This is a genomic window from Nocardioides rubriscoriae, from assembly GCF_008087085.1.
Taxonomy (GTDB): domain Bacteria; phylum Actinomycetota; class Actinomycetes; order Propionibacteriales; family Nocardioidaceae; genus Nocardioides; species Nocardioides rubriscoriae.
In genome coordinates this window covers 214505-226982 of sequence record NZ_VIYJ01000009.1, presented here as the reverse complement: position 1 = coordinate 226982, position 12478 = coordinate 214505, and the positions used below count along the sequence as shown (strand labels likewise).

The following is a 12478-nucleotide window of genomic DNA, read 5'->3' as shown; positions in this document are numbered from 1 at the left end:
AGGCCTCGCCCGACGCCGGCGTGCGTGAAAGGGTCCTGTGGGTGGCGACCTTCACCGAGTCCGATGACCTGGCAGCCTCCGGCTTCACCGACACGAGCCTGCGCGGCTCCCGCTTCGTGCGCTGCGACCTCGGCGACGTCGTGATAAGCGCCGTCGACGTGGCCGGGGCCGACATCGACGCCCCGTGGCTGCTCGACGGCGAGAGCAGCCTGCTGGTCAACGGCGTCGACGTGGCCCCGCTGGTCGAGGCCGAGCTCAACCGCCGCTTCCCCGGTCGTGCCGAGCGGCGGGCGACCGACCCCGACGGTCTGCGGGCCGCGTGGGCGGCGCTCGAGCGCACCTGGGAGGCCACGCTCGCCCGGGTCGCGGCGATGCCCGACGGCACCGTCGACGTCCGGGTCGACGGGGAGTGGTCCTTCGCCCAGACCCTGCGCCACCTCGTGATGGCCACCGACACCTGGCTGGGCCGCGCCGTCCTCGAGCGCGAGCAGCCCTACCACCCGATCGGCCAGCCCCACGCCGAGTACGCCACCGACGGCTACGACCTGTCCGTCTTCGCGACCGATGTCCCGTCGTACGCCGAGGTGCTCGCCGTGCGCGCCGAGCGGGTCGCGATGGTGCGCGACCTCCTGGCCGACGTCACGGCCGACGACCTGCGGGTGGCGCGGCGCCGCCCGTGGGCGCCGGAGCACCCGGTGGCCACCCTCCGCTGCCTGCACACGATCCTCGAGGAGGAGTGGGAGCACCACCGCTACGCCGTGCGCGACCTCGACACCCTCGACACCCTCGACGACCTCGACACCCCAGGCCCGGCCGCCGGGGCCTGAGCGACCGCACAAACCGCTGGCCCGGTCGCGCCTGCTCGGCGTACGGTCGGCTCATGGCCAGCCCCCAGCACGTCACGACGCCGGAGTCCTCCGGCGCCCGCCTGCTGCCCTGACCCGTCCAGCACCCCAGCCCCGGAGCCGCTCCGGGGCTGGTCGACGTCCCCGCGTGGCTCCCCGCCCACCCAGGAGACCACCCGTGGACCCCGACCAGCCCGACCACCGCGACCTCAACCGCGACCTCGCCGTCTTCGCCGGCGACCCCCTCGTCGGCCCCGGCCTGCCCCTGTGGCGACCCGCCGGCGCCGCCGTCTTCGACGAGGTCGCCCGCCTCGCCAAGGACCTCGCCCGCGCCGACGGGTGCCTCGACGTGCACACCCCGGTGCTGGCCAAGCGCGGGCTCTTCGAGCGGTCGGGCCACCTGGCCAAGTTCGCCGCCGACATGTTCCCGCCGATGCCGATGGGCGACGGGCCCGACGAGGACCTCTTCCTGCGCCCGGCCAACTGCCCCCACCACGCCCTGGTCTACGCCGCCGAGCAACGCTCCTGGCGTGACCTGCCGCTGCGGCTCAACGAGCTGGCCGCGATGTTCCGCGCCGAGCGGTCCGGGGTGGTCTCGGGGCTCAGCCGGGTCCGCCAGATCCACCTCGACGACACCCACGTGTTCTGCCGCCCCGACCAGGTCGCCGACGAGGCGGCCCGCGGGCTGCGCGCGGCGCTCGCCGCCCAGGCCGCGCTGGGGCTGCCGGTCGACCACGTCCGGCTGTCGCTGCGCGACGACCCGGGGGCCTGGCTCGGCGGCCGGGAGCAGTGGTCCCGCGCGCAGGACGACCTGCGCGCGGCCGCGCTCGAGGTCTTGCGCGACCACCACCTGCCGCTGGTCGAGGCGGCCGGTGAGGCCGCGTTCTACGGTCCCAAGCTCGACCTGCAGGTGGTCGACGGCCGTGGGCACGAGGAGACCATCGCGACCGTCCAGCTCGACTTCAACCAGCCCGAGCGGCTCGACCTGTCCTACGTCGGGCCCGACGGCGCGCGGCACCGGCCGGTGATGGTGCACCGCGGCGCGGTCGGGTCGATGGAACGGGTCGTCGCCACCCTGCTCGAGCACTACGCCGGGCGCCTGCCCTTCTGGCTGGCCCCCGTCCAGCTCGTGGTGCTGCCGGTCGGCCCCGACCAGGACGCCGCCGCCCGGTCCCTCGCCGACGCGGCCCGCGCCCGCGGCCTGCGGGTCGACGTCGCGCACGAGGGTTCGCTCGGCGCGCGCATCCGTGCGGCCCGGCAGCGCCGCGACCACCTGATCGGCGTCGTCGGTGACCGCGAGGCGGCGTCCGGGGCGGTGCAGGTGCGCGACGTCGGGCAGGACCTCACCTACGTCGTCCCGGTCGCCGGGCTGGTCGAGGCGATGGCGGCAGCCCACGCGCAGCGGGAGGCCGCGGTGGCTCACCCCACCCGCTCGTAGCGCGCCGTGTCGGTCCACCCGTCGTCGGCGGTCGGCGACGACGCGCGCTCGACGCCGACCAGGGTGAACCCGGCGCGCTCGGCCACCGCCCGGGCGCCGCGGTTGGCGGCTGCGGTGAGCAGGTCCAGCCGTCGTACGCCGAGCCCGCCGGCGTGCGCCGGGGCCAGGGCGTGTGCGACCGCGAGACCCACCGCGGTCGTCATCACCCCGCGGCCCCGGCCCTCGGGGTGCGACCAGAAGCCGACCTCGGCCGAGCCGTCGTCGAAGCCGAACACCGCGACGTTGCCCAGCGCCCGGCCGGCGTCGGCACCGAAGTCGGCACCGGCGTCGGTCACGCACCAGGCGACCCGCTCACCGGTGGCGGCGCCGAGCCCGACGCGCAGCAGGTACCCCGCGACCTCGCGGTCGGCGCGGGGCAGCGGGGCGTGCGGGAGCGCGGTGCGCAGCGCGGGGTCGTGGGCCGCCTCGACCAGGCGCGCGCCGTCGCCGGCACGCCACGCGCGCAGCCGGACGCCGTCGCCCTCCAGGGGCACCGGGTCGAGCCAGCGGGTCGTCGGGGTGCGCGGGTCGTCGCGACCCAGCCACGCCGTCCAGCGGTCCGGGTGACCGACGCGACCCGGGATCGTCGGTCCGAAGCGGAAGCCCACCGACCACGCCGTGCGCCGCGAGGTCCAGTTGCCCTCGAGGCAGCGCCAGTGGACGACGGCGACGTCGCGCCGGGTGAACCCCCAGTCGAGCAGCAGGCCCAGCGCCCGGCCCATCACCCCCCGGCCGCGGGCGTCGGGGTGCAGCCCGAAGCCGACCTCGGCCTCGCCGATGCCGTGCGGGCGCAGGTTGATCGTGCCGGCGAAGCGACCCTCGTGCTCGATCGCGAGCTCCCAGGCGACGTCGTCGGCCCAGTTCGGGGCGACCCGGTCGTCGAGGAACGCGCGCGCCTGCGCGACGCCGTACGGCTGCGGGACGTGGGTCCACCGCACGCTCTCAGGGTCGTTGCACTGCTCCACGATGCGGGGGAGGTCGTCGTCGCGGTGCGCGCGCAGGGTCACCACGCCGTCGGTGAGCAGCGGCACGTCGTCGGGGAATGACACGTTCGCACTATGGCGAGCCGTCGCGCCCGACGCGAGGCTGTTTCCCATGACCTCCCGTCCCCACCGCCTCCGCGGCGCCGTCGCGCTGCTCGCCGTCCTGCCCGCGCTCGCCGTGCTCGCGCCCGCCACCCCCGCCGACGCGGCACCCGAGCAGGTCGCCCCCGCCACGGCCGCGCGCATGTCGGTCGCCGTCACCGGCCGTGTCGTGCGGTTCACCAACGGGCGCCCGGCGCGGGGCGTGCGGGTCTCGGCCTACGACGCGGGTGAGACCGACTTCCTCGGCGCCGACCTCACCGACGAGGACGGCCGGTTCGGGATCCGGGTCGGCGACCAGTACGAGGAGTTCGGCATCTACGTCCGGGGCGCCCGCGTCGGGCTCCAGAACGGCTGGCTCGGCTGCGACCGCACCCTCAAGCCCACCTTCGGCGACGCCTGCACCTTCTCCGCAGCCGTCGGCAGGATCAGGATCAAGGCCGCCTGAGGCACCACCGGCCGACCCGCCGCAGCCGCGGGTCGGTCATGCTCACCAGCATGGACCGACGGACCCGGTGGGGCATCGCGCTGTGGCTGCTGCGCCCGACCTACGTCGCGACCGAGGTGGTGGTGGCCGCGGCCACGACCGGCGGCTATCGCTTCGCCGACGACACGGTCAGCGACCTGGGAGCGATCGGCTGCGACGCGGCGTACTGCTCGCCGTGGCACGCGGTGATGAACGTCTCGTTCGTCGGCTACGGGGTGCTGCTCGCGCTCGGTGCGCTGCTGCTCGCCCCGCGGATCGGTCGTACGGCGACGGTGCTGCTGGTCGTCGCCGGGCTCAGCTCGGTCGGGGTGGGCCTGGCCCCGGTCGACCAGGACGCCGGCCTGCACACCCTCGTGGCCACGCCGCTGTTCGTCGTCCAACCGCTCGCGTTGGCCGTGCTGGCACGGGTCCTGCGCCACCAGCGAGGTCTGGCGAGAGCACTGCTCGCGACCGCCGTCGTGACGGCCGCGGGGGCGGTCGGGTTCATCCTGCGCGACGGCGCCGCCGGTGCCGGAGCCCTGGAGAGACTGGCGATCTGGCCGGTCCTCGCCGCGCTGGCGGCCGTCGCCCTCACCCTGCGCCGTGGGGAGGCTCACACGCCGAAGGGGTGCCGCGCCGCCGTCCGCACGACCTAGCGTTCCGGCCATGCTGCGACGCACCACGGCCCTGATCTCGATGCTGGCCTGCACCCTGGCCGCCACCACGGTCGTGGCGCCGAGCGAGGCCTCCCCGGCCTCGTCGGCCTCGTCGGTCCGGGCCGAGGCGCCCCGGGTGATCTCGCGCGAGATCACCTTCGAGGTGTCCAACACCAACCGCACCTCGGTGCCCTGCCTGCCCACCCCCGACGGTCGCCAGCACCGGGTGAGCGCGCGGCTGATCGGGCCGGCGGACGTCGTGCGCGGTCACGGCGGAGCCGGCGACACCTTCCACGTGCTGGTGCACGACGCCGGCACCGGCGGCTGGTTCTGGAACCTCCACGGCCGCGGCATCAGCCCCCAGCAGGACTACGCCGCCCAGCTGGCCCGCCGCGGCCAGACGGTCGTCGTCCTCGACCGGCTCGGTTACGACCGCAGCCCGCTGCGCAACGGCGACGCGACCTGCCTCGGTGCCCAGGCGAGCATGCTCAGCCAGGTCGTCCAGAGCCTGTACGCGGCCACCTACACCCTGCGCAGCCGCCCCGGCGCCGCTACGTCGCACGCCTCGCACGTCGTGCTCCACGGCCACGGCACCGGCGCGACCGTCGCTCGCCTCGAGGCCGCGACCTACAGCGACGTCCAGGCCCTGGTGCTGATGTCGCCGGTCACCGGCAACCCGTCGGCCCTGGCCCTGCAGACGCTGCGCGAGCAGGGCACGACCTGCCTGCAGGGCGCCAGCTACGCGCCGTACGGCAACACCGCCCGCACCTTCCGCCGGCTGCTGTTCGCGACGGCGTCGCCCGCCGTGCAGCGCGCCGCGGTCGCCCGGCGCAACAGCACCCCGTGCGGCGACGTCGCGAGCCTGCTGGCGGGCGTGCTCGCCGCGCAGGGCCAGGCCGTCGACGTGCCCACGCTGGTGCTGCGCGGCAGCGCCGACGCGCGTCGCGGTGGCGACGGCATCACGGGCACCTCCCACGCTCGGCTGGTCCGGCGCACCTTCGCCGGCGCCGGCAGCGCGCTGCCGCTGGAGCGGCAGGCGCCCGCCGTACGCCGAGCGGTGATGGGGTTCGTGCGTTCACTCGACCCCACGGTGCGCTGAGCCCAGGGGCCGGGCCCGTCAGTCGACGACCTTGACGCCCTTCCAGAACGCCACCCGCTCGGCGATCTCGGACGCCGCGGGCTTGGGGTCGGGGTAGAACCACGCCGCGTCGGCGTTGGTGTTGCCGTCGACCTCGAGCGAGTAGTAGGACGCATCGCCCTTCCACGGACAGTGCGTCGTCGTCGAGGACGGCCGCAGCACGGTCGCGTCGACCGACGCGGCCGGGAAGTAGTGGTTGCCCTCGACGACGACGGTGTCGTCAGACTCGGCGATGACGGTGTCGTTCCAGATGGCGCGCATGCCGCGAGCCTACGCCGCCCGCAGGCGCCCGGAGGGGTGGGACGAGCGCCGTCAGACCTCGAACTCGCCGAGCCGGTCCCACGCGTCGGGCTGGCCCTGCCAGTTGCGGATCTCCGGGGTCTCCAGGACGTACTGCGGGAGCTCGGCCTGCGCCTGCTTGAAGTGCTCGCTCTGCACGTGCGCCCCGGCAGCGTCGTCGTCAAAGGCCTCGATCAGGACGTACTCGTTCGGGGTGTCGACGCTGCGCGACCACTCGAAGAACCGGTTTCCGGGCTCGGCCCGGGTGGCCTCGGTGAACGCCTTCGTGAGCTCGGGCCACGCGTCGGCGTGCTCGGGCTTCACCTTCCACTTCACGACGATGAGGATCATGCGCCCGACTCTGCCAGCGTCGTGGTGAGGAGCGCCACTACTCCCCGACGAGCAGCCGGTGGTCGGCCCTGAGCGGCTGCGGCAGGTCGATCTCGAGGTACTCGGTGACGTCCTTGACGCCGGCGCCGCGCCCGCCGGTGCCGGGGTAGTTGTTGTCGTTGAGCACCGCGATCGTGTCGTCGTCGATGAGCTCGACGTCCTCGATCGTGACGTAGGGGAACGTGAACGGGTCGCCGAGACCGCCGACGCCGTCGGGGTCGGCGACGTCGAGCAGGTCGACCAGCAGGGTCTTGTCGAGGCGGCCGTCGTGGTCGCGGTCGCGGTCGTCGACGAGGTAGATCCGCTTGAAGGCGGCCGTCGGGCCGCTGCCGTTGTCGCGCTCGATGGTGAGGAACCGGTGCTTGTCGACGGCGATGTGGTCGCCGATCGCGTTGGTCGGCGACTCGAGCCGGTAGACGTCGTAGGCGCCGGTGAAGCGGGTCGGGCGCCGGTGGTCGGCGGTGTGGTCACCCACGCGGACGTCGTAGACGCGCAGGTCGGTGGCCGGGTCGCCCGCGACGGGGCCCTCGAGCATCGCGTGCAGCCGGCCGCCGTCGGGCGAGATCGCCATGCCCTCGAAGCCCTTGCTGTTGGCCAGGTTGGGCTGCTCGCCGGGAGCCAGGGTCGGGTTGGAGGGGGACTTCACGCCCGGGGTGGGCAGGGGGGCCTCGAGCAGGCGGCCGCGGCCGTCGGTGTGCAGCAGGAACGGGCCGAACTCCTCGCCGAACCAGATCGTGCCGTCGGGGGCCAGCTGCATCGACTCGATGTCGAAGTCCCAGCCGGTCAGCTGCCGGTCGCGCGTCGGGCAGGTGTAGCCGGCCGGCAGGGTGCCGGCCGCCGCCGCGGCCTGGCAGCCGCCGTCGCGCCAGGTGGCGAAGGGGACCAGCCGGTCGGGGTCGGAGAGCGTGAAGCCGCCGCGGACCTCGATCGTGCCGGTGTCGGTGTGCGGGCGGATGCGGTGCACGCGCAGCTGGAAGTCCTGGCTGTTGGCCTTGGCGCCGTAGCCGTTGTCGCTCATCGCGAGGTAGTCGCCGCCAGGCAACCGGTGCACCCCGGAGAAGCCCTGCACGGGCTGGCCGGGGAACGGCGCAGCCGGGTTGCCGGTGAAGGAGCCCGAGGGCTCGCTGCCGGGCACGAACGTGTCGGCGGGCAGCACGGCCCGTGCGGCCAGGGTCGGCGTGGCCGGTCGTGTGTCGTGCGGGCGCGGGTCGTGGTGGCGTTCGGCGGAGGTGGCGGCGGACGTCGAGGCGGCGGTGGCGGCCAGGACGAGGGCGGCGACGGAGGTTCCGAGAGGGCGCATGTCGACAGCCGACCAGCCCTCGATGACCTGCGGTCGACGCCGAGCAGAACACTGAGCAGCACCTCACCGTGTGTGCCTGGACAGTCAGACATCAAGCGGCGTGATGCTATGCTGTCAACGTGCGCACGACCGTCACCCTCGACCCCGACACCGAGCAGGTGGTGCGTCAGCGCATGGAGTCGCACGGGGTCAGCTTCAAGCAGGCCCTCAACGACGCGATTCGCGACGGAGCCGCCGGGCGACCGCGGGTCGACGTGTTCCACACCCCCGCCTTCGACCTGGGTGAGCCGTCCGTCGACCTGACCCGGGCGCTACGGCTGGCCGCCGACCTCGAGGACGAGTCCGTCCTCGAGCGGATGCGGGCCGACGGGTGAAGCTGGTGGACGCCAACGTCCTGCTCTACGCCGTCAACAGCACCTCGGCGCAGCACGAGGAGGCACGTGCCTGGCTCGACCGCTCGCTGTCGGGGGCCGACTCGGTCGCGATGGCGTGGGTGCCGCTGCTGGCGTTCGTGCGGATCAGCACCCGGCCCGGGATCTTCCCCCGGCCGCTGACCACGGGCCAGGCCTCCGAGATCGTCCAGGACTGGCTGGCCCAGCCGGCCTGCCGGGTGCTGGCGCCGACGGCCCGGCACCCCTACGTCGTGGCCGACCTGCTCGCGCAGGTCGGCGTGGGGGGCAACCTGGTCAACGACGCGCACCTGGCCGCACTCGCGATCGAGCACCGCGCCGAGATCGTCAGCTACGACGCCGACTTCGCCCGGTTCCCCGGGGTGCGGTGGAGCCGGCCGACCTTGGCGTAGGTCGTGGGTCAGGTGACCGGCGCCGGCCGGATCGGGGTCAGGTCCGGATCGGCCGGGGCCGTGCCCGGGGCCCACCCGGGCGGCCCGAACAGGTAGCCGAGCTTGTCGCGCCAGCGGGCCGCAGCCCGGACGTTGCGCACGATCTGGGCGTAGTCGCCGTACTGCAGGGTGAGGATGTTGTAGGTCTCGACCGGCTTGGTGAGCCCGTAGGTCGGGCGCTGCTTCTCCTCGACGAAGGTGCCGAGGAGGCGGTCCCAGACGATGAAGATGCCGGCGTAGTTCTTGTCGAGGTACTCCGGGTCGGAGCCGTGGTGGACGCGGTGGTGCGAGGGCGTGTTCATCACCAGCTCGACGGGGCGCGGGAGCGTGCCGATCAGCTCGGTGTGGGTGAAGAACTGGTAGATCAGGTTGAAGCCGAACGCGACGTAGATCGTCCACGGCGCGAAGCCGAGGAAGGGCAGCGGCAGCCAGAAGAAGAACTCGAACCAGGGGTTCCACTTCTGGCGCAGCGCGGTCGCGAAGTTCATGTGCTCGCTGGAGTGGTGGGCCTGGTGGGCGGCCCAGCCGACGTTGACGCGGTGCACGAACCGGTGCGAGGCGTAGAACGCGAGGTCGACCCCGGCGACGAGGAGCACCCAGTACCACCACGTGTCGGTGGGCAGCTCCCACAGCGCGAGGTGCACGAAGATCGCGCTGTAGACCACGAACGACGCCACCTTGAACATGACGGTGAAGACCAGCGAGACCGCGCCCATCGAGATGCTCGTGCGGGCGTCGCGGGCGGCGTAGCCGGTGACGCTGTCGTCGTGGTCGAGCCACTTCAGCGCTGCGAGCTCGACGAGGATCGTGAGCACGAAGAACGGGATGGCGTAGGTCACCGGGTTCTTCATCGGGTCGAGCAGCTCGTGCATCGCGGTCCTCGTCTCCAGGGATATGACTCGGGAGTAAGTTACCACGGGATCACATCGCCGACTAGGGTGTGCGCGTGGCAGCCGGGACCAAGGGGGTGGCCCGCGCCGAGCGCGAGGCCCAGATCGTCGAGGTCGCCTGCCGTGTCTTCGGCGAGCACGGCTACGCCGCCACGTCGGTCGCCGACGTCGCCGCGGCCGCCGGCATCTCCAAGCCCCTGATCTACCAGTACTTCGGGTCCAAGGACGGGCTCTACGTCGCCGCCCTGCGCGCCGCGGCGGCGGTGCTCGTCGGCGAGATCGAGCGCACCGCGGCGCTGGGTGCCGTGGGCATCGACCGGGCGGTCGTCACCCTCGACGGCATGTTCCGGGTGCTGGCCGACCGGCCCTGGCTGTGGCGGCTGGTCTTCGACGCGACCGCGCCGCGCGAGGGCGAGGTCGCCGCGGTGCTCGCCGAGCACGAGCAGCGCCTCGTCGTGCTCGGGTCCGACGGCGTGGGCGACCTGCTGGCCCTGGTCGGCAACACCGACCCCGACGACCTCTCGGCCCTGCGCGCGGTCTGGGAGAACACCTTCCGCACCCTGGTCGGCTGGTGGCTCGACCACCCGGACGTCACCCCCGAGGCCATGAGCGCGAGGTGCCAGCGGCTGTTCGCCGTGGTGCTGTCAGGATCTGTGCCGTGACGGTCGTGATGGGCATCGAGACCTCCTGCGACGAGACCGGCGTGGGCTTCGTCAAGGACGGCGTGCTGCTCGGCGACGCGCTCGCCTCGAGCATCGACGAGCATGTGCGCTTCGGCGGGGTGGTCCCCGAGATCGCCGCCCGCGCCCACGTGCAGGCGATGGTGCCGACGATGCGGGCCGCGCTCGACGACGCCGGCCTGCAGTGGCACGAGGTCGGCGCGGTCGCCGTCACGGCGGGGCCCGGCCTGGCCACCGCCCTGCACGTCGGGGTCGCCGCCGCCAAGGCGACCGCCCTCGCGCTCGGCGTACCGCTGTACGGCGTGCACCACCTCGCCGGCCACGCCGCCGCCGACACCCTGGTCCACGGGCCGCTGCCCGACCGGTGCGTCGTGCTGATCGTCAGCGGCGGCCACACCAGCCTGCTCGCGGTCGACGACCTGGTCCGCACCCCCATCGTGCACCTGTCCGACACCCTCGACGACGCTGCGGGCGAGGCCTTCGACAAGGTCGCGCGGCTGCTCGGACTGCCCTACCCCGGCGGTCCGTCGATCGACCGGGTGGCCCGCGCGGGCGACCCGACGGCGGTGCGGTTCACCCGGCCGCTGATGGGCCCGCGCGACCCGGCGCTCGGCTTCTCGTTCTCCGGCCTCAAGAGCGCGGTCGCCCGCTACGTCGCCGGCCCGCAGGACCCCGCGATCGGTACCGCCGACATCGCGGCCTCGTTCCAGGAGTGCGTCGCCGACACGGTGGTCACCAAGGCGATCCGCGCCTGCCGGCAGGAGGGCGTCGACACCCTCGTCATCGTCGGCGGGGTGGCCGCCAACTCGCGGGTCCGCTCGATGGCCGAGGAGCGCTGCGCCGAGGCCGGCATCGAGCTGCGGGTGCCCCCGATGCGCCTGTGCACCGACAACGGCGCCATGATCGCCGCCATCGGCGACCTGCTCGTCCGCGACGGCGCGACGCCCTCGATGGCCGACCTCGGGGCGCGGTCGTCGGTGCCGCTGGAGCTGGCGCAGCTCGGCTGAGGAGCGCGCGGGGCGCGGACGTGGACTGGTCCGGCCGACACCCCGGGGGAGACTCGGAGCACACCGCGCTCGACCACGGCGGCGCGTCTGCTCCAATACACCCATGCGTTCGGCGATGGCAGGTGCGAAGCAGCGCGTGGGGAAGTGGTTCCTCGAGCGCTCCATGAAGGACGGCATCGACCTGCGCAAGCTGCGTTTCCTGCCCGACTCGGTGACCATGCCGCTCAAGCGCGACGGTCTCGACCCCTTGCCCGAGATGGCCGTGGTCCGGGCCACGGAGCCGGTCACCAAGCTCGCGACGATGTTCGGCAAGAACATCTGGCTGGTCAGCGGGTACGTCGAGGCGCGCGCCGCGCTGGCCGACGGGTCGTCGTACTCCAACGACATCGGGCAGTTCGTCTCTCAGGAGGGCCGCAGCGACGAGGAGCAGATCGGCGGGCTCGGGATGACCGACCCCCCGCTGCACACGGCGCTGCGCCGCTACCTGACCCCCGAGTTCACGATGCGGCGCCTGGCCCGGCTCGAACCCGAGATCGAGCGGGTCGTCCACGAGCGGCTCGACGCGATGGAGGCCGCCGGCCCCGAGGTCGACCTCGTCGAGCAGTTCGCGTTCCCGGTGCCGTTCCAGGTGATCTGCGAGCTGCTCGGGCTGCCGGTCGAGGACCGCCAGCGCTTCTACCAGCTCGGCGTCGCCCGCTTCGACCTCAGCCAGGGTGGCGTCGGTGTCTTCGGCGCCGCGGCCCACACCCGCGAGTTCCTCATCAAGGCCGTCGCCGCCCAGCGCCTCGCGCCGGGTGAGGGGCTGATCGGCGCGCTGATCACCGAGCACGGCGACGAGCTCGACGACGTCACCCTCGGCGGCATCGCCGACGGCGTGTTCCTCGGCGGCTACGAGACCTCGGCCTCGATGCTCGCCCTGGGCGCCTACCTGCTCGCCGAGAACCCCGACGCGGTGGCGATCCTGCGCGAGGACGGCGCCGCCGCGGCCGACGTCGACCGCGTCGTCGAGGAGCTGCTGCGCCACCTCACCGTCGTGCAGATCGCGTTCCTGCGGTTCGCCAGGGTCGACCTCGAGCTCGGGGGGCAGCAGGTCAAGGCCGGCGACGCCGTCGGCATCTCCCTGCTCGGCGCCAACCGCGACCCCGCCGTCGCCGGTCCCGACCCCGACACCTTCGACCCGCGCCGCGAGCCCACCCGCCACCTCGCCTTCGGCCACGGCATGCACCGCTGCGTCGGCGCCGAGCTGGCCCGCATGGAGCTGCGGATCGCGCTGCGGGCCCTGGCCCGCCGCTTCCCCGACCTGCGCGTCGCCGTACCGCCCGCCGGCCTCGACTTCCGCAAGCTCTCGGCCGTCTACGGCGTCGAGGCCCTCCCGGTCCACCTCTACGGGGCCCACGACCGCCTCACCGTCTGAGTGAGCGCGCGCT

General features: G+C 73.8%; 15 protein-coding genes. 10 read left to right on the top strand and 5 right to left on the bottom strand.

From position 1 onward, the window contains the following. Window positions 1-41 precede the first annotated feature (41 nt). Entirely contained in the window at window positions 42-827 is a 786-nt protein-coding gene (locus FZC61_RS17290) for a DinB family protein (protein WP_148615409.1), read from the top strand. Between the two features lie 196 nt (window positions 828-1023). After that, window positions 1024-2283, top strand: a complete 1260-nt coding sequence (gene thrS, locus FZC61_RS17285; RefSeq protein WP_148615408.1) for a threonine--tRNA ligase — start codon at window positions 1024-1026, stop codon at window positions 2281-2283. On the opposite strand, the gene FZC61_RS17280 is transcribed toward thrS, so the two are convergent. Beyond that, entirely contained in the window at window positions 2265-3371 is a 1107-nt protein-coding gene (locus tag FZC61_RS17280; RefSeq protein ID WP_170286151.1) for a GNAT family N-acetyltransferase, read from the bottom strand. The two genes, thrS and FZC61_RS17280, sit on opposite strands and share 19 nt — an antisense overlap. A 46-nt stretch (window positions 3372-3417) precedes the next feature. Between FZC61_RS17280 and FZC61_RS17275 the strand changes: the two genes are divergently transcribed. From FZC61_RS17275 to FZC61_RS17265, 3 genes are read left to right on the top strand one after another with little or no spacing between them, the layout of a single operon-like run. Beyond that, window positions 3418-3852 carry a peptidase associated/transthyretin-like domain-containing protein gene (locus FZC61_RS17275; protein ID WP_170286150.1) on the top strand — a complete coding sequence of 145 codons (435 nt, stop codon included), beginning with the start codon at window positions 3418-3420 and terminating at the stop codon, window positions 3850-3852. 50 nt (window positions 3853-3902) lie between these two features. Further along, window positions 3903-4526, top strand: coding sequence for a DUF998 domain-containing protein (locus tag FZC61_RS17270; RefSeq protein WP_170286149.1), 624 nt, complete (start codon window positions 3903-3905; stop codon window positions 4524-4526). A gap of 10 nt (window positions 4527-4536) precedes the next feature. Continuing rightward, on the top strand, window positions 4537-5625 hold the full coding sequence (locus FZC61_RS17265) for an alpha/beta hydrolase family protein (protein WP_148615404.1): 1089 nt from the start codon (window positions 4537-4539) through the stop codon (window positions 5623-5625). Window positions 5626-5643: 18 nt separating this feature from the next. Here the strand turns inward: FZC61_RS17265 and FZC61_RS17260 are convergent, their stop codons facing one another. Genes FZC61_RS17260 through FZC61_RS17250 form a run of 3 tightly spaced genes read right to left on the bottom strand, consistent with a single transcriptional unit; the run spans window position 5644 to window position 7633 of the window. Beyond that, entirely contained in the window at window positions 5644-5925 is a 282-nt protein-coding gene (locus tag FZC61_RS17260) for a DUF427 domain-containing protein (protein ID WP_148615403.1), read from the bottom strand. A gap of 51 nt (window positions 5926-5976) precedes the next feature. Next, window positions 5977-6294: a putative quinol monooxygenase gene (locus tag FZC61_RS17255; RefSeq protein WP_148615402.1), complete on the bottom strand. Its 318-nt coding sequence runs from the start codon at window positions 6292-6294 to the stop codon at window positions 5977-5979. 37 nt (window positions 6295-6331) lie between these two features. Beyond that, window positions 6332-7633 (bottom strand): esterase-like activity of phytase family protein, encoded by a 1302-nt coding sequence (locus FZC61_RS17250; protein ID WP_148615401.1) that lies wholly within the window; start codon window positions 7631-7633, stop codon window positions 6332-6334. 119 nt (window positions 7634-7752) lie between these two features. Here FZC61_RS17250 and FZC61_RS17245 point away from each other — a divergent pair, with 119 nt between their 5' ends. After that, on the top strand, window positions 7753-8007 hold the full coding sequence (locus tag FZC61_RS17245; RefSeq protein ID WP_148615400.1) for an antitoxin: 255 nt from the start codon (window positions 7753-7755) through the stop codon (window positions 8005-8007). Window positions 8008-8012: 5 nt separating this feature from the next. Then, entirely contained in the window at window positions 8013-8435 is a 423-nt protein-coding gene (locus FZC61_RS17240; RefSeq protein ID WP_211357303.1) for a type II toxin-antitoxin system VapC family toxin, read from the top strand. An 8-nt stretch (window positions 8436-8443) separates the two neighbouring features. Here FZC61_RS17240 and FZC61_RS17235 read toward each other — a convergent pair whose 3' ends face one another. Further along, the gene (locus tag FZC61_RS17235) at window positions 8444-9346 is read right to left on the bottom strand and encodes a sterol desaturase family protein (protein ID WP_148615398.1); all 903 of its coding nucleotides are present in this window, start codon (window positions 9344-9346) and stop codon (window positions 8444-8446) included. A gap of 74 nt (window positions 9347-9420) precedes the next feature. On the opposite strand from FZC61_RS17235, the gene FZC61_RS17230 reads away from it, so the two are divergent. The 3 genes from FZC61_RS17230 to FZC61_RS17220 all read left to right on the top strand — a co-directional run bounded on the left by FZC61_RS17230 (window position 9421) and on the right by FZC61_RS17220 (window position 12465). Then, complete coding sequence (locus FZC61_RS17230; RefSeq protein ID WP_246142754.1) at window positions 9421-10026, top strand: TetR/AcrR family transcriptional regulator; 606 nt, start codon at window positions 9421-9423, stop codon at window positions 10024-10026. 8 nt (window positions 10027-10034) lie between these two features. Continuing rightward, window positions 10035-11051 carry a tRNA (adenosine(37)-N6)-threonylcarbamoyltransferase complex transferase subunit TsaD gene (tsaD, locus tag FZC61_RS17225; RefSeq protein ID WP_148615511.1) on the top strand — a complete coding sequence of 339 codons (1017 nt, stop codon included), beginning with the start codon at window positions 10035-10037 and terminating at the stop codon, window positions 11049-11051. A 103-nt stretch (window positions 11052-11154) separates the two neighbouring features. Continuing rightward, window positions 11155-12465 carry a cytochrome P450 gene (locus FZC61_RS17220; protein WP_211357302.1) on the top strand — a complete coding sequence of 437 codons (1311 nt, stop codon included), beginning with the start codon at window positions 11155-11157 and terminating at the stop codon, window positions 12463-12465. The last annotated feature ends 13 nt before the right edge of the window (window positions 12466-12478 follow it).